The 20,459-nt window shown below is 39.8% G+C and carries 23 protein-coding genes and 1 other annotated feature; of the genes, 9 read left to right on the top strand and 14 right to left on the bottom strand.

The window, feature by feature from the left end:
• Window positions 1-7: 7 nt before the first annotated feature.
• Window positions 8-316 carry a PTS lactose/cellobiose transporter subunit IIA gene (locus I6N96_RS11760; RefSeq protein ID WP_209557725.1) on the bottom strand — a complete coding sequence of 103 codons (309 nt, stop codon included), beginning with the start codon at window positions 314-316 and terminating at the stop codon, window positions 8-10.
• Window positions 317-512: 196 nt separating this feature from the next.
• On the opposite strand from I6N96_RS11760, the gene I6N96_RS11755 reads away from it, so the two are divergent.
• From I6N96_RS11755 to lacD, 5 genes are read left to right on the top strand one after another with little or no spacing between them, the layout of a single operon-like run.
• On the top strand, window positions 513-1,271 hold the full coding sequence (locus tag I6N96_RS11755) for a DeoR/GlpR family DNA-binding transcription regulator (RefSeq protein ID WP_209557724.1): 759 nt from the start codon (window positions 513-515) through the stop codon (window positions 1,269-1,271).
• A gap of 12 nt (window positions 1,272-1,283) precedes the next feature.
• Entirely contained in the window at window positions 1,284-1,712 is a 429-nt protein-coding gene (gene lacA / locus I6N96_RS11750) for a galactose-6-phosphate isomerase subunit LacA (protein ID WP_209557761.1), read from the top strand.
• An 11-nt stretch (window positions 1,713-1,723) separates the two neighbouring features.
• The gene (gene lacB / locus I6N96_RS11745) at window positions 1,724-2,242 is read left to right on the top strand and encodes a galactose-6-phosphate isomerase subunit LacB (protein WP_209557723.1); all 519 of its coding nucleotides are present in this window, start codon (window positions 1,724-1,726) and stop codon (window positions 2,240-2,242) included.
• Between the two features lie 16 nt (window positions 2,243-2,258).
• Window positions 2,259-3,194, top strand: a complete 936-nt coding sequence (locus tag I6N96_RS11740; protein WP_209557722.1) for a hexose kinase — start codon at window positions 2,259-2,261, stop codon at window positions 3,192-3,194.
• 12 nt (window positions 3,195-3,206) lie between these two features.
• Window positions 3,207-4,178, top strand: coding sequence for a tagatose-bisphosphate aldolase (gene lacD, locus I6N96_RS11735; RefSeq protein ID WP_283811194.1), 972 nt, complete (start codon window positions 3,207-3,209; stop codon window positions 4,176-4,178).
• A gap of 240 nt (window positions 4,179-4,418) precedes the next feature.
• Here the strand turns inward: lacD and I6N96_RS11730 are convergent, their stop codons facing one another.
• The 4 genes from I6N96_RS11730 to I6N96_RS11715 all read right to left on the bottom strand — a co-directional run bounded on the left by I6N96_RS11730 (window position 4,419) and on the right by I6N96_RS11715 (window position 8,162).
• Window positions 4,419-5,729, bottom strand: coding sequence for a hemolysin family protein (locus tag I6N96_RS11730; protein WP_209557721.1), 1,311 nt, complete (start codon window positions 5,727-5,729; stop codon window positions 4,419-4,421).
• Window positions 5,730-5,945: 216 nt separating this feature from the next.
• Entirely contained in the window at window positions 5,946-6,449 is a 504-nt protein-coding gene (locus I6N96_RS11725; protein WP_209557720.1) for an LURP-one-related/scramblase family protein, read from the bottom strand.
• A 207-nt stretch (window positions 6,450-6,656) separates the two neighbouring features.
• A complete protein-coding gene (locus tag I6N96_RS11720) occupies window positions 6,657-7,106 on the bottom strand; it encodes a hypothetical protein (RefSeq protein ID WP_209557719.1) in 450 nt (149 codons plus the stop codon).
• 123 nt (window positions 7,107-7,229) lie between these two features.
• Window positions 7,230-8,162 carry a DUF5067 domain-containing protein gene (locus tag I6N96_RS11715; protein WP_209557718.1) on the bottom strand — a complete coding sequence of 311 codons (933 nt, stop codon included), beginning with the start codon at window positions 8,160-8,162 and terminating at the stop codon, window positions 7,230-7,232.
• Window positions 8,163-8,349: 187 nt separating this feature from the next.
• On the opposite strand from I6N96_RS11715, the gene I6N96_RS11710 reads away from it, so the two are divergent.
• Entirely contained in the window at window positions 8,350-8,724 is a 375-nt protein-coding gene (locus tag I6N96_RS11710) for a BlaI/MecI/CopY family transcriptional regulator (protein ID WP_209557717.1), read from the top strand.
• Window positions 8,721-9,860, top strand: a complete 1,140-nt coding sequence (locus I6N96_RS11705; RefSeq protein ID WP_209557716.1) for a M56 family metallopeptidase — start codon at window positions 8,721-8,723, stop codon at window positions 9,858-9,860. Before I6N96_RS11710 ends, I6N96_RS11705 begins: the two co-directional genes overlap by 4 nt.
• 133 nt (window positions 9,861-9,993) lie before the next feature.
• On the opposite strand, the gene rplT is transcribed toward I6N96_RS11705, so the two are convergent.
• From rplT to opp1B, 8 genes are all read right to left on the bottom strand, one after another.
• Complete coding sequence (gene rplT / locus I6N96_RS11700) at window positions 9,994-10,353, bottom strand: 50S ribosomal protein L20 (RefSeq protein WP_086350120.1); 360 nt, start codon at window positions 10,351-10,353, stop codon at window positions 9,994-9,996.
• Between the two features lie 155 nt (window positions 10,354-10,508).
• Window positions 10,509-10,709 carry a 50S ribosomal protein L35 gene (gene rpmI, locus I6N96_RS11695; RefSeq protein WP_086350119.1) on the bottom strand — a complete coding sequence of 67 codons (201 nt, stop codon included), beginning with the start codon at window positions 10,707-10,709 and terminating at the stop codon, window positions 10,509-10,511.
• A 61-nt stretch (window positions 10,710-10,770) separates the two neighbouring features.
• Complete coding sequence (gene infC / locus I6N96_RS11690) at window positions 10,771-11,292, bottom strand: translation initiation factor IF-3 (RefSeq protein ID WP_202055945.1); 522 nt, start codon at window positions 11,290-11,292, stop codon at window positions 10,771-10,773.
• Window positions 11,293-11,358: 66 nt separating this feature from the next.
• Window positions 11,359-11,492, bottom strand: a sequence feature (ribosomal protein L20 leader region).
• A gap of 275 nt (window positions 11,493-11,767) precedes the next feature.
• On the bottom strand, window positions 11,768-12,871 hold the full coding sequence (locus tag I6N96_RS11685; protein WP_209557715.1) for an RNA-guided endonuclease TnpB family protein: 1,104 nt from the start codon (window positions 12,869-12,871) through the stop codon (window positions 11,768-11,770).
• Window positions 12,872-13,077: 206 nt separating this feature from the next.
• Window positions 13,078-14,037, bottom strand: coding sequence for an ABC transporter ATP-binding protein (locus I6N96_RS11680; RefSeq protein ID WP_209557714.1), 960 nt, complete (start codon window positions 14,035-14,037; stop codon window positions 13,078-13,080).
• Window positions 14,037-15,101, bottom strand: a complete 1,065-nt coding sequence (locus I6N96_RS11675; protein WP_209557713.1) for an ABC transporter ATP-binding protein — start codon at window positions 15,099-15,101, stop codon at window positions 14,037-14,039. Before I6N96_RS11675 ends, I6N96_RS11680 begins: the two co-directional genes overlap by 1 nt.
• 5 nt (window positions 15,102-15,106) lie before the next feature.
• Complete coding sequence (gene opp3C / locus I6N96_RS11670) at window positions 15,107-16,159, bottom strand: oligopeptide ABC transporter permease (protein WP_209557712.1); 1,053 nt, start codon at window positions 16,157-16,159, stop codon at window positions 15,107-15,109.
• Window positions 16,159-17,100: an oligopeptide ABC transporter permease Opp1B gene (opp1B, locus tag I6N96_RS11665; protein ID WP_209557711.1), complete on the bottom strand. Its 942-nt coding sequence runs from the start codon at window positions 17,098-17,100 to the stop codon at window positions 16,159-16,161. The genes opp3C and opp1B overlap by 1 nt, the downstream gene beginning before the upstream one ends.
• Window positions 17,101-17,188: 88 nt before the next feature.
• Here opp1B and I6N96_RS11660 point away from each other — a divergent pair, with 88 nt between their 5' ends.
• Window positions 17,189-17,539 (top strand): DUF3899 domain-containing protein, encoded by a 351-nt coding sequence (locus I6N96_RS11660; protein ID WP_209557710.1) that lies wholly within the window; start codon window positions 17,189-17,191, stop codon window positions 17,537-17,539.
• Between the two features lie 177 nt (window positions 17,540-17,716).
• On the opposite strand, the gene I6N96_RS11655 is transcribed toward I6N96_RS11660, so the two are convergent.
• Window positions 17,717-19,396, bottom strand: a complete 1,680-nt coding sequence (locus I6N96_RS11655; RefSeq protein ID WP_209557709.1) for a peptide ABC transporter substrate-binding protein — start codon at window positions 19,394-19,396, stop codon at window positions 17,717-17,719.
• Window positions 19,397-19,715: 319 nt separating this feature from the next.
• Here I6N96_RS11655 and I6N96_RS11650 point away from each other — a divergent pair, with 319 nt between their 5' ends.
• Window positions 19,716-20,348 (top strand): pentapeptide repeat-containing protein, encoded by a 633-nt coding sequence (locus I6N96_RS11650; protein ID WP_209557708.1) that lies wholly within the window; start codon window positions 19,716-19,718, stop codon window positions 20,346-20,348.
• Window positions 20,349-20,459 lie beyond the last annotated feature (111 nt).

Below are 20,459 nucleotides of genomic sequence, written 5' to 3'. Positions count from 1 at the left end.
CTTTCGGCTATTTCTTATAAATATTGAACAAATGCTTGATAGTATCCTTCAATAACATAGTCGTCATCAAATGATCCTGTGCATGAACCATGATGAACCCTACCTCTATTGACTCTCCTCTAGCTTCAGCTGCCAACATCTGTGTCTGTGATTTATGTGCTTCAATCAAGCTTGTATTTGCTTCTTCTACTAAACGATCTGCATCTGCAAAATTTCCTTTTTCCGCCTCACTTAATGCTTCCATTAACTTGGAACGAGCTTCCCCTGCAAAAGCCACGACTTCAAAACCAACCATTGCTGCTTCTTCTTTATTCATAGTACACCCTCACTTTATGTTTGTTTTTGTTCATTTATGTTCGTTACAAACAAATGATATACCGCTTTCATAGATATGTCAATACAATTCTTTTGAAAAACAAAAAGATTTTCCATTGACATAAAGGAAAATAGATGATAAGTTCTATTTAAACATTAACGAACATTTTAAAACAATTATTAAGGAGGAGTTAGATTTGATAAAGGAAGAACGTCAAAAAGCTCTGCTTGATCTTTTAGATAAAAAGGAATTTTTGAAGGTCAGTGAAATCACCGAAAAGATCAATGTAACAGAAATGACTGTTCGAAGAGATCTGAAGGAGCTTGAACAACAGGGTAAATTGATTCGTGTACACGGAGGCGCAAAAGCAGCTAAGAACAATGACCTCACACTCATGGAGCTAAGCCATATTGAAAAGAAAAACATCCATTTATCCGAAAAAGAAGAGGTTGCTAAAAATATTGCCGCACAAATTGAGACAGGCGACACTGTCTTTTTGGGTCCTGGTACAACCATTGAGCTGGTTTACGATCACCTGACCTGCGACTTTGCAAAAATCATTACGAATTCAATCCATGTTTTTGATAAATTCAAAAATGACAGTCGCTTCGAATTAGTACTGATTGGCGGTTCTTACCGCTCAAAAACTGGGGCTTTTGTTGGTACTATCGCCAATGATACAGTTGCAAGCATCCAAGTTCATAAGGCCTTTATTGGTGTAAACGGGATCTTGGACAACTTTGTGACAAATTCAAATGAAGATGAAGGTGTTACCCAACGAACAATCTTGCAAAGCGCTCACACAAAATATATTATCGCCGATCATTTCAAACTGGATAAACAGGATTTTTATAAATTTTATTCTCTATCAGATGCAGATTATCTAATCACAGACCACACGATTCCAGAGGAAATGTTTACAAAATATGAAAAAATCATCCAAATTATCAACTAGGAGGAACAAGTGATGCAAGTAATAATTGGTGCAGACAAAGAAGGAACGCAAATGAAAGACATGATTCATTCTTTCTTAAAGGAAAAGGGCTTTGATGTTGTGGACACAACCACTTCAGAAACGCTTGATTTCATCGATTCAACTACAAGAGTTGTCGAAAAAATCAAGGAAAATGAGGAAGCATTTGGTATCCTATTCGATCGTTATGGAGCTGGCAGCTTCATGACTGCGGTTAAGCACCAAGGGATAATTGCTGCTGAGGTCTCTGATGAGCGCTCTGCTTATATGACTCGTGAACATAACAATTCTCGAATCATCACGATCGGCAGCGGCATTGTCGGTACAGATCTCGCAAAAAATATTGTTTACGCTTTCCTAACTTCACATTACGAAGGCGGACGCCACCAAATCCGTGTAGATATGCTCAATAAAATGTTTTAGGAGGAAGAAGAATGAAGATTGCTATTGGCTGTGATCATATTGTCACAGATACAAAGATTGCCGTTTCAGATTTTTTAAAAAGCCAAGGACATGAGGTTTTAGATGTCGGAACCTACGACTTCTCTCGAACCCACTACCCTATCTACGGAAGAAAGGTTGGGTTGCTGGTCAGCTCAGGTCGAGCAGATATGGGCGTTACCATTTGCGGGACAGGGGTCGGTATAACAAATGCGGTGAATAAAGTACCCGGAATACGTGCAGCGCTAGTTAGAGATATGTCTACCGCTGTTTATGCGAGAAAAGAGTTAGATGCTAACGTTATTGCCTTTGGCGGAAAAATCATCGGAGAGCTCTTGCTGTGTGATATCATTCAGGAATTTCTGAAAACAGACTATCAGCCGACACCTGAAAATAAACAGCTCATCAAAAAAATCCAAGAGATTGAAACAACTCAGGGAGAAGCAATTGCTGATGAGCATATTTTTGATGAGTTTCTGAAAAAATGGGATCGCGGAGAATACACTGACTAGGAAAGGAGAGCCATCCATGCTATTAACTGTGACCCTTAATCCCTCGATTGACATCTCTTACTTCATTGACAGCTTTCAACTGGATACTGTCAACCGAACAAATCAAGTCACCAAAACACCTGGCGGGAAAGGTCTGAACGTTACCAGAGTGCTTCATCAGTTGAATATTCCAGTAACAGCTACCGGTTTTTTAGGCGGTCATACTGGTGAGCTACTGAAGGATGGGCTAGATCAGCTGGGTATTCAGCATTCTTTTTCTTCCTGTACTGGGGAAACACGTAATTGTATTGCGGTATTATCCGAAAATAAACAGACAGAAATTTTAGAATCGGGTCCTACCATAACAGATGATGAAATCAGTCGATTTTTGGAACACTTTGCAGCGCTATTAAAAGCAGAAACAGAACTAATCACTATCTCAGGCAGCCTCCCAAAAGGATTCCCTGATAACTTTTATCAAGTGCTGATTTCTCAAGCAGCCGAAGTCAACTGTAACGTTTTGCTGGATTCATCTGGTACCTACCTTCAGCAGGCATTAACTGGAAAGGACAAACCTTACCTTATCAAACCAAATCACCATGAAATTGCCGAACTTCTGCAGGTAGAACCTAGCTGTGAAACAGAGACACTGATGCGCTATCTTCAAAACCCTATATTTGAAGGTGTCGCCTATATCGTCGTCACATTAGGTGCAGCGGGTGCTCTGATCAAGCATGGCAATAGCTATTATAAGGCTTCCCTTCCGAAAATACAGGCAGTCAGTCCTGTTGGCTCCGGTGATTCTTCACTGGCTGGAATGGCAGCTGCACTGTACCAAAAGAAATCATTACCAGATCTACTAAAAACCGGAATGACCACCGGACTGCTTAATACTTTAGAAGCCCAGACAGGAACGATCAACATCGATAAATTCAATGACTATTTTGACCAAATACTTGTAGAAGAACTTTAGGAGGAACTCAAATTGAATGATTCATTAAAACAAGCTGCAATGAAGCGATTAGCAAATAAAGACGGTGTGATTGCCGCATTAGCGATCGACCAGCGGGGAGCCATGAAAAAAATGATGACTCGCTTTCAAGCATCCACAGATGAAAAAGAAATCGAGACATTCAAAACCCTTGTTTCAGAAGAGCTAACACCCTATGCTTCTTCTATTCTGTTAGACCCGGAGTATGGTCTTCCAGCCAGTAAGGCACGTTATAAGGAAGCCGGTTTATTGCTCGCTTATGAGAAAACTGGCTATGATTCTTCGGTTAAAGGACGCTTCCCGGATTTACTTGATCACTGGTCTGTTCGACGCTTGAAGGAAGCGGGTGCAGATGCCTGCAAATTCTTACTGTATTATGACGTAGACGAAAGCGTTGAAATCAACGATCGTAAAAGGGCCTTTGTTGAAAGAATTGCTTCTGAGTGCATCGCAGAAGAGCTGCCCTTCTATCTTGAGCTGCTGTCTTATGATGATACAATCAGCGATCCACAATCGAAAGAATATGCTCAAATCAAACCAAGAAAAGTAATTGAAATGATGAAAACCTTTTCTGAACCTCAATTTCACGTAGATGTACTGAAGGTCGAAGTTCCTGTAAATATGAATTTTGTGGAAGGTTTTGGTGATGAGGTCGTATATACCAAAGAACAGGCACAAGCTTATTTTCTTGAGCAAAGCAGCATAACAGATATTCCATTTATCTTTTTGAGCGCAGGAGTCTCTGCTGATTTATTTAAGGAGACCCTTCACTTCGCAAAAGAAGCAGGTTCAACCTTTAACGGCGTTCTTTGCGGACGGGCGACTTGGGCTGGTGGCGTGGAACCATTCATCAAGCAAGGAGAAGCAGCTGCCAGAGAATGGCTGCAGACAATCGGTCGTCAAAACATCGAAGAACTGAATGCCGTTCTGAAAGAAACCGCTGCTCCTTATACTAAAAAAGCTTGATTATCCTATAATAAAGAAAGAGTGTAAGACAATAAATTGTCCCACACTCTAAACATGAATAAACGGCGAGCCAAAAGCTGCTCCTTCGAAATTGAGCCGAAATTGCTTTAACACATCAGAACTACTGCAGTAGTTCTGACGTGGCAAAGTACCTACTTGGATACTGAAAATATGAAAAGTCATTTTCGTCTATTTCTTCTTGATTCTCGGAGCATCCCACTTTTGGCTCTGCCTTTTCTTTTATATTAATTTATGTCCATCCTCCAGCACTGGTGTTTCACTATGCTGGGCTACTTCACTATCTTCCTCTTGATTCTTAGTGACTGTTACCATCACCTCATCAACCCGATGCTCATCCATCTTCATGATTTCCAGCTTTAATCCGGCAACATCAAGTACTTCCCCAACCATTGGTACGTGGCCAAGCGTAGACATGATATACCCGCCGAAAGTCGTTGCACCTGTATCATTCTCAAGTCCGAACAGTTCTTCAAGTACATCAAACTCCGCAGCTCCCTGTATCAGGTATTGGCGTTCACTCAGCTTTTGAAAATCTGTCTGACGATCATCGTGTTCATCCCAGATTTCTCCTACTAGCTCTTCTACTACGTCTTCTAATGTAACCAATCCTTCCGTTCCACCGTATTCATCAACGACGATAGCCAAATGACTCTGCTCCAGCTGGAATTTTTTCATCAGCTCTGAAATCCGCATGGTCTTATGAATAAATAGAACCGGCTTGACGATTTCAGTCAGTGCCATCTCGCCAATCAAAACATCGTAATAAAAATCCTTCTGATTCACTACACCAAGTACTTGATCGATCGTCTGATCATAATAGGGCAAACGAGAAAGGCCGCTTTCACGAAACATATCTGAAATTTCTTCAAGACTTTTCTTACTGCTGATCGAAACGATTTCCGGGCGTGGTGTATAGATATCCTGCACTTCCAAATCATTGAACTCTACCACATTCTTGATCAGGATTTCGTCCTCTTCATCAATCGAGCCTTCCTGTACAGCCTCTTCCACTAAGGTCAGCAATTCTTCTTCTGTAATAGATGGTCCGCCATCCTTTTTCGGCATCAACCAAACTAGGATTTTTTTCATTCCTGCGAAAAACAACGTCAATGGGGATAAAACAACAATCAAAAGCTTTAGTGGTCTGGCGAAGGCCAAAGCGAAATACTCAGGTGATTCCTTCGCAATCGTCTTTGGGGAAACCTCCGCAAAGACCAGTACAACCACAGTCATTACGACAGTAGATAGGGTCACACCCATATTCCCGAAGTAAGCCACAAACAACATGGTCGCTATAGAGGAACTGGCAATATTTACAATATTATTTCCAATCAGAACTGCTGAAAGAAATCGATCGAAATCGTTTAGCAGCTCTAATGCAGTCTTTGCTCTTTTATCACCGGCTTCTGCCAGCTTCATCATTCGGATTCTATTCAGCGAAGAGTAGGCTGTTTCACTGGAAGAAAAAAATGCCGAAAGTAAAATCAATAGAATCAATACAGGCAACATCATGCCTATCTGGGGGTCCATAAAATGTCATCATCCTTTTTTCTTTTTCTCTATTATAACGGAGCGCTCTATTATTCGTCTATATTATTCTTAAATATCTCTGAGAATATTATTTCAGACATTAATCACCACTCCTGATTGCAAGCAAAAAACGACAAAGCAATCTGAACTTGTTCAGATTACCTCATCGCTTCCATATATACGTTCTTTTTATAAATTTGAAGTGCTATTCTTTTTCTATCTCTTTGTATAATAGATTCTATCTAAAGCAATTGTTGTCAGCAAAAATACTCTGTGATCATGTGCATCGTCGATCTCGATATGGTATTCATCGCCCCCCATAGTCAGCTTACGCTTGTCGATATCACAAAGAACTGCTCCATCCAACGTAAATTGATGACTACCAGTCACTCCATAGCCCAGCTGTACTGTTCCTAGCGAGGAATCGACATTAAACTTGTAACTAAAAATATTTAATGATCTGGCAATAGATAATGCTGTTTTATCTTCAACACTGATATGGTATTTTTTGAAATTGTACCGCAGAAATGAACCTAATACGCTTAATGCATTCACATTGGTCTTACACTTGGCAACCGTCTGTCCCTCTAAATCAGTGATTTCAAAACTTTCCCGACCAAGAAAGCTGCCTTTCACTTTATAAGCTGCATTCCCGGAACCATCTAAAATTTCATATGTCGGCTTCAATGCAATCAATTTTTGTTTTACAATATATTTCATTTGCTGTAACTCCATCCTATTTTTCTAAGCTTTCCTGCTTCACTCTCTATAAGAAGCTGCTGTGATCTATAATTCTTTTCAATTTCTTCAAGCTGGATAATTAAGATTTTCCGATACCGCCGTTTTTATTTTATCGGCTGTCCGGTCCTTCTCCCCTACTTCCTGCTGACTGAATCCCACTATCCACTCTATTCACTTCTTACAAGCTTAGAAAGTTCTAAGCAATACCTTCCCGCCGACAATATAGATATTTATCTCTTTACCGTCTATAGCATATGTCAAAAGTTCGATACCTTCACTTGCCGTATCCAGCATGTCGGTAAAGGCTTCCTGCATTTTTTCTTCACTACCGCCGAAGAATTGTTTTACTTGCTCTTCCTGTTCCCCTGTCATATCTGCTTGCAGATCAGCCATATCTGTTGTCAGTCCCTGAATCACTTCTGTATTATCAGAGATAGTCTTCTCCGGCTCTCCATATGCTTTGATCAGTTCTTCTTTTGTCTGTCCCACTCGAATATCATCAACATTCGCTTGCTTCTTTTCTGACTTTGCAGATTGATCTGCTCCGGCTTCTTTATCAGCAGTTGAACCGCATCCGGCAAACAGTACCGTCACCATGCTGATCAAAATCCCTATATATAACACTTTCTTTTTCATTTCGTTTCTCCCTGTAATAATTTTTTTGAGTTGCTGCTCATTCTTCCAAAATCTTTCTATCCTCATACCAGAACAGCAAGTTAAATTGACCTAGCTTTCTCTCAGCTTTTTCAGCAAGGATGCCTATTCATTTTGCTGCTTCGCTTCCGTCACTGCTAATTCCAGCATGCTTAATACATTGTATTCATCATCATAGACGGTCATCTTGACCGGTGTTTCTTCTTCCGCCAACTTGAGGGCTGCATAATACAGCAGTTCAGTGTTCGGCTCCAACAAATCATTTTTCAAGGCCAGAGAATCAAGTTGGTCATTACTATCAGCTAAAATCGTATGAGCTAACTGATTTTCTCCCTGAGTAAAGAAAAAATGGGTCCTGATTGGAGAAGCAGCAATCGTACTCTTTTTATTTTTGAATGTATAATAAATAATCAAGGTCTGGTCATCAAAAGAATCATACAATACTGCTGTATCCGTAATTGTTATTTTATAGTCATCTGTTTCGATCGTTTCTTTAGCAGCTGCTTGTGTACTACTCCTTTTTTCCTCTAAACTTACAGCCTTCATATCAAGGACGTCCATTCGTTTATTTTCATATGCTGCATAGAGGTAGCCAACTGGTTTTCCTGTAATTTTTAAAACATCGCCATCCTGAGGCCAGTCTTCCTTCTCTAAGGATGAAATATTCAAATAAATAGGTGTGTCCTTATCTCTTAATAGATAAGCTGTGACATACCATTCTCCGACAAATGAATCATCAGGAGATTCTATCTCCATCGCTTCGCCTCTTACCTCAGCAACAAATGAGAGTTCCTGTTCAAATATCGCTGCTTGAGAAATCATCTGTGGATTACTGACATATGTGTAGAGATCGTCATATATATCTTCGTTTATTTGGATGCTTTGTTCGACCTGCTCGTCGCTTCTCTCTGAAACCTCAGCTTCTGATGAGTCAGGTGGCGTTATCGATGCAGCTGAATTGTGAAGCATCCAATAGCTATTTATTGCAGTGCCAACAATAAATAAGGTAAGCAGTCCCAGCAAATACCTTTTATTCAAGTAATACCCCCTAAATTTGAGAGTGTTGTTAAGTTCATTTGTGCGCGCTCACATTTTATACCTACAACATGTAGTTATACTAGCATACGTTATTATATTGTGTCAATATTCATGTTATAATTAAATCGTAAAAATATTTATGATTTTAAATGAAAACACGACAACTAAAATAAAAAGGAGGCTGCAGATGGCTTCATTGATATCCGATTCAGAGCTGGAAATATTAAAGATTATCTGGGAACAGAACAGAAACATGATGTTCTCTGAAATCGTTGACGAGCTGCATAAAAAAGAATTTACATGGAAAAACAATACGATTTTAACCTTTCTATCCCGTTTGACGGACAAAAATATGCTGAAGGTTCAAAAAAAAGGACGAAAGAATGAGTATATCGCCGTTTTAACCGAACAAGAGTACCTGAAGCAGGAAACAACTGAGTTTGTTGGAAAAGTCTACGAGGGGGAAGTTAAGGGCTTGATTGCTACATTAGTTGAAAATGATTTGATTTCAGATGATGAGATGGCTAAGCTAAAAGAATATTGGGAGAAGAATGCGGAATGACGATCGAACAATTTCTTAACCTGCTTTTTTCTCTTAGTCTTTCAGGATCAATTGTCTTTATTATATGGAAATTAGCCAGTCCATATTTGCAGAAAAAGGTGACGAAGCGCGTTCAGTATTATTTGCTGTTGATTGTGCTCTTCCGATTTCTGCTTCCTGTAACCGCTGAATATAGCCTCATAGGAGCAGTTTATCCTTCACTGGAAGCCACTTCTGTTTATGAGCTGATCTTCGGCGAAGCAAATAGTGCCTCACCAATCTTTGTCGGGGAAAATGTCGTTGTCGGGAACAATGTCGTACTGGGCAGCGTTCGGACACCTGTTGATCAGTATCTATTTTATATTTGGCTGATTGCTGCTTTTTTCCTTTTGGTACAAAAAATCACAAAATATCAAAGCTTTATAAAATATATCAAATCAGATTGGATGCCTGTTGATGATCCTGAAATCCTTGATTTGCTCAGTACGATTTGTGAAGAGAAGAAGATAACTGCACCCATTGAGCTATATACTACTCCACTGGTATCTTCTCCGTTGTTATTGGGGATAAGAAAAAGCTCGATCATTCTCCCGCATACGAATCTGACAAAAGTTCAGCTGCATCATATCCTGACACATGAGCTTAGTCATTTTAAAAGCAGGGATCTTTTATATAAATGGTTCATGCAGCTGATTCTCTGTATCCATTGGTTCAATCCTCTGGTCTACTATATCAATAAGATCGTTAATCAGGAATGTGAGTATGCATGTGATGAGCTCTCTACACGAGGGATGACCAAGGAAGAACGTTATGACTACGGGATGACATTGATTGAAATGACTCGACATACGGGAACCTACAAAGAAAAGACCGCTGCGGTCACTCTGTATGAAAACCCTAATGAGATACAAAATCGATTAAAGGTCATGCTTGATTCTCAAAAAATGCGTCCGCCAAGCCTTGCATTTATTACTTTTATTGGTTTAATCTTGATTGGCATTGCCCTTTTCACAGGTGCCTACAACATCTTCCAAGAGAAGGACGCAGCAGCCAATGCCTCTCGTTACACTCAAGACGGGTCACCTAAGACTCCCTCTAGCAACTCAACAGACCTTTCTGTTGGCAGACACTTTCTTTATCAGCCAACAGAGAAATAGCACATATTTTTTATAAAAAAAATAAACAGGATTCACTTGCTGTAATCGCAAAGTGGATCCTGTTTGTTTTATTCTTTACTAAACAAAAAAACTCCTTCTGTCGCTTAAGACAGAGGAGTTAAAAATTGCCTAATTATTTAGCTAAAGCGTCTTTCGCTTGGTCAGCTAAAGTAGTGAACGCAGCTGCATCGTTTACAGCTAGGTCTGCAAGCATTTTACGGTTAATATCAATTTCAGCCAATTTCAAACCGTGCATCAATTTAGAGTAGCTAAGGTTATTCATACGAGCTGCCGCATTGATACGTGCGATCCATAATTTACGGAAGTCACGTTTCTTCTGACGACGATCTCTGTATGCGTAGCTGTAAGATTTCATTACTTGCTCTTGAGCTGTTCTAAATAAAGTATGTTTTGATCCGTAGTAGCCTTTCGCTAACTTAAGGATTTTTTTACGACGTTTACGGGTTACTGTTCCACCTTTAACACGTGCCATGTTGAATTCCTCCTAAATATCTATCATTTCTTTGGATTTTTATTTTTTCGTTACAAGAATTGACTGGTTAGAAAATCGAGTCCAGCCTTTTAAACTTTTTAAGTTTAAATGAGCGGTGTTCTCAAAGCATAGAGAAGCTTTGTCACAACCTCGATTTATTTCATACCTGCTAATTGTTGGCGAATACGCTTGAAATCGCCAGCTGATACCATTCTTGCTTTACGTAATTGACGACGTTGTTTTTTAGTTTTACCGTGGAAACGGTGACTTGTAAACGCACGGAATCTTTTTAACCCGCCTTTACCAGTACGCTTGAAGCGTTTTGCTGATCCGCGGTGTGTTTTTTGTTTTGGCATGACTAATTTTCCTCCTCAAAATCTTTTGTTCTAACGAACAGATCCATTGATATTTCTCAAATTACTTGTCGACTTTCGGTGCCAGCGTTAGAAACATGCTGCGTCCATCCATTTTCGCTTTCTGTTCCACTGTAGCAATATCTGCAGTTTCTTCAGCTAAGCGATCAAGAACCTTCTGACCAATTTCTTTGTGGGTAATGGCACGGCCTTTGAAACGGATCGAAGCTTTCACTTTGTCACCTTTTTCCAAGAATTTACGTGCATTACGAAGCTTTGTATTAAAGTCATTGACATCAATTGTCGGACTTAAACGAACTTCTTTTACGCTGATTACTTTTTGTTTTTTACGAGCTTCACGCTCTTTTTTCTGCTGTTCAAAACGGAACTTACCATAATCCATTATCCGTGCAACAGGTGGTTTTGCGCCTGGAGCAACAAGGACTAAGTCCAGGTTTGCAGTTTCAGCAATTTGCAATGCTTCTACTTTTGTCTTTACACCTAGTTGTTCACCATCTTGCCCGATCAAACGTAACTCACGCGCACGAATACCGTCGTTCACCATCATATCCTTTGCTATGGTCATTCACCTCCAAGTTTTTTAGAGAAAATCCAGCGGAATGCTTTATCATATCCTACATTTCAGCAGATAATCGCATAAAAAAAGCCGGTCCTATTCAGAACCCGCGCAAATTCATACTCATATCTTCTGATACAAGGAATCCTCTTATCCAGCCCAGTGATATACTCAACTAAGGCGAGAAGCGGGTGCTTCTGCTTTTATTTCTCAACTAGATTAGTATAAACGATATTTCTTTGATTGTCAACACTCCCTTCAAGCTTTCTCTTCTAGTTGTTTTTTCAACCTTCCTGTCGAGAAGCACCTACCCTGATTTGATCAAAAAAAACTCATCTCCCAATTAAGCCGGAAAATGAGTTATATTCTTTTATTAATAATTAGTGAACTGCCCTTTAAATCCCTTAAAGGGCTTCTTAGAAACAGATAATCGATTATCTTATATACCCTAAGCTAGCCCTGTAGTCCCTACAGTTTTTCACACTTACTGATTTAATCCTTGAAACAACAGTTGAATACTCGAAGCAATTTCTTTGTCGTGCTTGCCGTTCTCGCTATCGATATCCAACAGCAGTTCTGTTAAAGGTTTAGCACATGGTTCTTCAGTGCAGCTTCGTTTGAGCTTGATTAGCTGCTTATCGTGCCACATAGCCTTATACTCCAGCTTGGAAACAAATAGAGACCATGAAACATCAGAAACCCGTTTATTCAATTTACAGTTTCGATTGAATTCTTTTTTATGTGCATCCTCGATACAGATCAAATCATATTCATTTACCAGATTTGTTGTCACCTTATTTAAAAAATCATGACGCTGATTCAATAATCGTTCTCTTAATCTGGCAACCTTCATTTTTTGTTTTTGATAGTTCTTCTGTTCCAGCAGATCCAGACCTTTTTCACTGGCCAATTGTTTTTTTCGAGCCAGCTTTTTTTCTTCCCGTTGAATTCTTCCCTCGATTTCTTTCGTCAGTTGATCATTATCGATTCTTTGACCATTAGATAAAATGGCTAATTCTGAACAACCCAGAGTGATTCCGACAGCCCTATTTGTTTTTTTACGGCACTGAATAGTCTCTTCACAAAGGATCGATACAAAATACTTGCCTGTTGAAGATCTTGAAATCGTAGCTGATTTGATTTTCCCTTTTGGTTCACGATGCACCTTTAATTTAATCAACGTTTTTAATTTTGGAATTTTCAAACAATTTAAACCGACAATTTTTATCGTTCCCTTTTGATTGTTGGTTGTATAGGAAGTAACCGGATTTTTCTTTGACTTCATTTTGGGAAAGCCAACATCCTTTCCACTATAGAAACGTTTTAGTGCCCGTTCTAAATGAACCTGTGCATTTGCCAGTGCCAGACTGTCCACCTCTTTAAGCAAAGGATATTCCCTTTTATACTTTGCCGGAGTTGGCAGGCTGTTCTTCCTTTGGGGGTTCTTCTTTGCTTCTTTATACAGAGCAATTCGATCCTGTAATAGAAGATTATGAACCAAGTGCACACTGGAAAATGTTTTTTCAAAAAATTCAATCTGAGAAGAAGTTGGATAGAGTCTGTATTTGCAGGCTTTCAATACTTTCACCAATAACACCACCCTGCAAGAATGGCCGCGGGAAGATTCTTGAACTGAAGGAGCTTCAATCGGCAAGTCTTCTTCCTCTGACAGACCAGACCTTTCCTTTTTCTCTTACTTACCAAGAGTACTATAAAAGCTGAACAGATTTGTTCAGCTTTTATAGTATTTTCTACTGAGCACTGCTGCACTCAGAAATCAAAAGCTTTCGCTTATTAATGACGTGCTTTTGCTTTTTTGTCTTCGATTTTTTCACGGTACATCGTTACTTCATCTTCAGCACAAAATACATAATGCTCCGGCGCAACTTCTCTCAGCTTACGCTCTTTGCCATCTTCTGGCTGAGGCTTGTAGATGATCCGCTTACGAGTACGCTCATAGTCTGGATCAGGCAATGGAATTGCTGAAAGCAGGCTTTCTGTATAAGGATGAACACCAAAGTTATAGATATCCTCACTTGAACCCATTTCCAGTAATCTACCACTGTGCATAACACCGATACGATCACTGATATGCTTCACCATAGACAAATCATGGGCGATAAACAGATACGTCAAACCAGCATCTTTTTGCAGATCCTGAAGCAAGTTGACCACCTGCGCCTGAATCGAAACATCCAGTGCTGAAATCGGCTCATCACAAATGATAAACTTCGGATCAACAGCTAATGCACGAGCGATCCCAATACGCTGACGCTGTCCACCTGAAAATTCATGTGGGTAACGAGACGCATGGCTTGGGTCCAAACCAACGACTTTCAGCAGTTCTTCAACTCTGGCAGTACGTTCGGCTTCATTTTTCGCTAATTTATTGATATCGATCCCTTCAGCGATAATATCATTGACCTTCATTCTCGGGTTCAATGACGCATAAGGATCTTGGAAAATCATCTGAACTTCACGACGAAATGCCTGCATTTTTTCCTTTGAACGGATGTTTGCAATATTTTCACCATCAAAAATGATTTCGCCAGCTGTTGGCTTGTACAAGCGGATCACGCTTCGACCGGTTGTTGATTTCCCACTACCGGACTCTCCAACTAGTCCAAATGTTTCGCCTTCATAAATATGGAAGCTGACATCGTCTACTGCTTTAACTTCATCAGGACGACCAACATTGAAATACTGCTTCAATCCTTTAACGTCTAAAAGTAATTTACGTTTTTCTAAATCCACTAGTTTGCCCCTCCTGTCTCTGAAATGTTATGACGCTCTCTATAAATAGCCCAACGTCTTTCAATTTCCGCCGGAGGAGTTACTTTCGGCGCTTGTGGAGCTAACAACCAAGTTGCCGCTCTATGAGTAGGCGATACCTCAAAATACGGAGGCTGCTGTTCTGCATCGATTTTCAATGCAAACTCATTTCTAGGATAGAAGGCATCTCCTTTAGGAGGGTCCAACAGATCCGGAGGTGAACCTGGAATAGCGTAAAGCTTCTCTTCTGTTCCCTCCAATGTAGGCATAGAACCAAGCAAGCCCCATGTATAAGGATGCTGCGGGTTATAGAAGATTTCTTCTGAAGTACCCACTTCTACGATTCGTCCGCCATACATAACAGCCACACGATCGGCAACATTTGCCACAACACCCAAGTCATGGGTGATGAAAATGATCGATGTGCTGATTTTTTGCTGCAGGTCCTTCAATAACTCAAGGATCTGTGCTTGGATCGTTACGTCCAATGCGGTTGTCGGCTCATCAGCAATCAGAACCTCCGGATAACAGATCAACGCAATCGCAATAACGATACGCTGACGTTGTCCGCCGGAAAATTGGTGAGGGTAGTTCTTCAAGCGCTTCTCAGCGTTTGGAATACCTACCAGCTTCAGCAATTCCAGTGCTTGAGCCAAGCCTTCGCTTTTAGAGACTTTATTATGTTTGATCAACGATTCAGCTACCTGTTTACCAATAGGCATTGTCGGGTCCAATGAAGTCATCGGATCCTGGAAGATCATCGCAATTTCTTTTCCTCGAATACTTTGCATTTCTTTTTCAGTTTTATTGACGATGTCAGCACCCTTAAATAGGATCTCACCCTTGTCAATATTCGCATTACTGCTCAATAGACGCATGATTGTTCTGGTTGTTACAGATTTCCCACTACCAGATTCACCAACGATTGCCAGTGTTTCTCCTTTATGAAGATCAAAGTTCACACCACGAATGGCATTGACTTTTCCTGCGAATGTATCAAAAGATATATGCAAATCTTTTACTTCTAATACTTTTTCCATAGTCATTCACTCTACTCTTTCATCTTAGGATCTAAGGCATCACGTAAACCGTCAGCCAGTAAATTGAAACAAATCATGATTACAGATAATGTTGCTGCCGGAATCCACATCAGGTAAGGCAGGAATCTGAATGTTTTGTAACCTTCATTCAGTAACGTACCCAGAGAAGCGGTCGGCGGTCTTAATCCCAATCCGATGAAGCTTAAGAAAGCCTCGAAGAAGATTGCTGATGGAATACTGAACATCATTTGTACAATGATTATACTTGAAATATTAGGAAGGATATGTTTCACAGCAATTTTCAATCGGGATTCTCCCAATGTTTGTGCCGCTAAAACAAACTCCTGATCCTTCAATTTCAAGGTCTGGGCTCGGACGATCCGGGCCATCGAAATCCAGTTCGTTACAACCATCGCAAGAACGATAGATAGGATACCTGGATCAAATACAGTAAGCATCAAAATCATAACTACTAAGTTCGGGATACCGGAAAGGACTTCCAAAATACGCTGCATCACAGTATCCACACGTCCGCCAAGCAATCCTGAAATCAATCCGTAGGTTACACCAATCGTAATATCAAGAATTGCTGCAATAAAGGCAATCAATAGAGAAACACGTGTCCCCATCATTAAGCGACTCAGGACATCACGACCCAATCCATCTGTACCGAAATAGAAGTTTGTCCCTTCCGGAACTTTTGCCTGTGCATATTTATCTACTATTTGACCTGCAACTACAGCTTTACCGTTCAAGCCGTCGATTGCATCCAACCCCGGGATTCTCGGAGGTAAATTAATATAAGAAACATTTTGCTTGGTTGGATCATGGGGTGATACCCAAATCGAACCAATCGAGATAATGATAACAACAATCAAGATAGCCAGTGAAATTACTGCTGCCTTGTTCTTTTTCAAACGACGCCATGAATCCTGAATAAAGTTCAGTGACGGGGCAACGATTCGTTCTCTTTCTTTTGATGTAGAAGCATCTAAAAGTTGAAACTCATCAGAAGGAATATTCTTAACTGAATCAGGTACTTTGTTCAAATTAATTGTTTCCATTAGCCGTTGTCACCTCCTGATACACGAATTCTTGGATCGATCAATCCATAAAGCAAGTCAACAACCAAGATAACAATAACCAGCATTGTAGAATAAAGAATTGTTACTGCCATGATCGTTGGATAATCATTCGTCATGATCGATTTAACGAACTGTTCCCCGATACCAGGGATTGCAAAAATATTTTCAACAACAAGAGAACCTGTCATCAATCCAACAGCTAAAGGTCCCAACAAAGTAATCAACGGGATCAAGCTGTTTCTTAAACCGTGTCTGAATGCCACCTGCCAGCGGCTTAATCCTTTCGCTCTCGCTAACTCTACATAGTCACTATGTAACACCTCAACCATCTCGGTTCGTATAAACCTGGCCGAATCTGCCATAGGACTCATCGCTAAAGCGATGGTTGGTAAAATTGTAGAAGCAAAGGTTTCCCATTTTGCGATCGGCAGTATGCCCAATTTCATTGCGAAAACGTATTGAAGCAGTACTGCAAAAACAAAGTTTGGAATAGACCTTCCTAAGATTGCAAGCAAGGTTGCTAATGTATCCACCCAAGTATTTTGACGCATTGCTGCGATAATACCTAACAAGATACCTACAAAAGTACCGAATATAATCGCCTGTCCACCTAATTGTACAGAAGGACCGATTCGATTAATCAAGAGCTTCGCTACTGGTTGATTTTTAAATTGGAATGAAATCCCAAAATCACCCACTACAAGATTTTTTAAATAGATTCCGTATTGAACGATGACCGGTTTGTCCAGCCCGGACTGCTTGTTCAACATGGCAATTGTTTCTGGACTTAGTTTTTCCTGATTGGTATATGGAGTACCTGGTAATAATTGCATTAGGAAAAACGTAAGTGTTGCGATTAACCACAATGTGATTATCATGAAGAAAACACGTTTAAGAAAATACTTCCCAAAACTGTTCAAGAATGACACCTCCGAAATTTTTTTGACTTCAACAGCTGTTTTCGATAAAGTATAGACAATAAAACTAATATAGACAAGGAAAGAACCTATGAAAAAATTAAAATGGCCATTGGCCACATTTATAATCTCCAGTTTTGGCATTTTTATCTATTTATTTCTAATCAAAAAATCAGTTACTGTCCAATCCATATCTGATACCTTCTTTATCGTTTCACTTTTCTTTCTCATCATCGGGATCGCACTGTGGATCATGTCCTCAGGCTTCTTCGATAATTTTCAATACTTTATGAAAAAAGCTTTTCAATGGAGAAAGAAAAATGAACCGAAAGAATTCATACCATTTTCAGAAATCGGCAACGCCCACCGGCTTTACTGGCTTGAAACAGGGGGATTGTTGCTGATTCCAGCTATCGTTTCCTTACTATTTTACTTTTTCTAAGCAAAGATAGCAAGAGGACCGTTGCCTTTTCCTAAGAAGGCAAGGGTCCTTTTGCTGTATATAACTCCTATTCAATACGTGAGACATATGTTTATTTCCTTTGTTTGTACTGCATTCAAAGATAAATTTTCATAGACTTTCATATCTAATAGAATTTATATAGACGGCTATTTCAGATTATTCTGAAATGTATGTCCATTTGTAATCGTATTGAGCTCCAGCTGGGTGGAAGCCAACATCTTTCACTTTAGCAGATCTCATATGACCTTCTGCTTTTTGGTAAAGAGGAATGACACCCATTTCACCTGTAATGATTTTCTCTGCATTTACCAAGTCATCCCAACGTTTTTCAGGATCATTAGCATTTGTTGTTGATGCTGATTTCAGATACTCATCATATTCAGTGTTGCTGTAACGTCCACGGTTATAAGAGTTGCCGGTAATGAATAGATCCAAGAAACTACTTGGGTCAACATAGTCAGCACCCCAACCGCCCATTACTACATCAAAGTCACCCTTGTTTGAGCGATCCAGACGTACAGAGAAAGGTACAGGACTCAATGTTACTTTTACTCCATCCAATGCTTCTTGAATAGCGCCTTGAATGTACTCCGTTACTTTCTTAGAAGAATCAGTATCAGAAGAAAGGATATCAAATTCCAGAGAATCGATCTTCAGTTCTTTTTTCGCTTTTTCCCAATATTCTGCGGCTTTCTTTTCATCAGAGCTGATATCGTCACCAGCATCTTCTACAAAGTCAGCGCCTGTATCAGGGTTTGTAGACATATCTGCAGGTACTAGACCTTTAGGTGCTACTGAACCATCGCCAAGGATTGAAGTTACCAAAGCATCACGATCGATTGCGTAAGAGATCGCTTTTCTTAGGTTTTCATTTCTAAATGGTGAATCTTCTTCGATTTGGTTCAATTCCAAATATTGTGTAGATGCTTCTTTTTGAATCACGTATTCAGGATCTGCAGCCATTTGCTGTGCCAATTCACCTGTTAGGATTACGTCATCCGCTTGTCCGTCTTGGAATAGGTTCAGTGAAGTTGGTGCTTCTTTAACAACACTTACTTTCACTTCATCCAGCTGAACAGTTTCAGCATCCCAGTAATCTTCATTTTTCTTATATGACCATTCAGTATCTGTACCTGGTCCATCGAAGCCGTCTAATACAAACGGTCCGTTGTATACTGCATTTTCGCTTGTTGCTGCATATTCTTTTCCATATTGTTCCACAATGTCTTTTCTTTGTGGGAAGAATGAAGGGAAAGCTAACAGGTAATCAAAGTAAGGAGTTGCTTGTTCCAGTGTGATTTCTAATTCGTAATCACCAACTGCTTTGATTCCTAATTCTTCTGGTTTTGCTTCGCCATTGGCAATTTTCTCACCATTTTTAACCGGTGCAAACATATATCCGTATTCAGATGCTGTTGCAGGGTCAACTGTACGCTGCCAACCATAAACGTAGTCTTCTGCTTTTACAGGCTCGCCATCAGTCCATTTAGAGTCTTCATTCAGCTTCACAGTGTAGACTGTTCCATCTTCACTGATTTCAGCCATTTCAGCTGCACCAGCTGTGATTACCTTGTTGTCCAAGTCTAATCTGTATAATCCTTCATAAACATTGTTCAGTGCAGTAAAGCTGATTACGTCTGTTGCTACTGACAAATCGGCACTAGGCATTTCCTGTTGTTCAATTACGCGAAAGATTTGTTCTCCGCTGGCTTTTCCATTGGATTCTGAACTTGTAGATTTTGAATCGTCGGTTCCTCCGCCGCTTCCGCAGGCTGCCAATGCTGACACACTAAGTAATGTGATTGCCCCTAAAGCAAATGATTTCTTTAACTTCATTCCCTTTTCCTCCTAGAAAATTCTGTTTCCGATTTTTCTGAAAACTCAGAATTTAATAATTATTTATTGCTATGGGATATAGTTTACCTTCATAACATTAAAAAATCAAGAAAAATCTTATGCTATCTTAATAATAAGTCATAAAAACTTCTTTTTGCTCAGAATTAATCACTACAAGTGCATATTATTCAGCACTCCTAGCTTTCCTTATCCTCATTTTCCTCACAGAAACATAAAATTGCTCCAACTATTTCGATTAGTCATAGATTGTTTTAGTATAATAGAATGAAAAACAGGATTGAAAGGAAGCCAAATGAATATGAAAATAAAAAAGCGAATCATGCCTATACTGCCAAATAGTCTAACAAGTGAAATGCCGGTAATCGAAGATGAAGCCATGCTTGAAGCACTGCAAATTGAAAACGAATTTGTCGAAGAAGCTGACTGTCATCATTTATTTATTAAAGAGAGCTGTATCAAAAAAATGCAGATGTTGGGCAGTCGGCTGAGTCAGTTCGAATGTGTCAATGTGGTTTTTGAAAACTGTGATTTCTCCAATTCCGAATGGATCGGAGCCGGCTTTCATCAAGTTGAATTTCGTCAATGCAAGCTGACTGGTTGCAATTTTGCTGAAGCCTACCTGAAGGATTGCCTATTCAGCGGCTGTATTTTGGATTATGCTTCCTTTTCAATGTCTACGATGAAGGTTGTTGATTTTGAAGAATCCAGCTTAAGGCAAGCAGAGTTTTCTGAACTTGATTGGCAGCACCTGAGGCTGAAGGATTGCCAACTTACACAAAGTCAGTGGTTCAATACCCGATTAAAGGACCTTGATTTTTCAGAGAATCAATTTGATACGATTGCTCTTTCTCCCGAATCGATTCGAGGAATGATCGTCAACGCAGAACAAGCTCTGACAATTGCCGAAACACTGGGAATCATTCTCAAGTAGCGTGTTATTTTATCCCTAAAAATCCCGCAAATCCCTTACTGTCGGGCTTAACGTTTTCTTTAGAAATAAGTAAAATTCTTTTACTTGCCTTCTCTTTTTCGATAAACTAAT

The sequence above is a fragment of the Enterococcus larvae genome (assembly GCF_017830045.1).
Taxonomy (GTDB): domain Bacteria; phylum Bacillota; class Bacilli; order Lactobacillales; family Enterococcaceae; genus Enterococcus_L; species Enterococcus_L larvae.
This window is presented reverse-complemented; position numbering and strand designations above follow the sequence as displayed.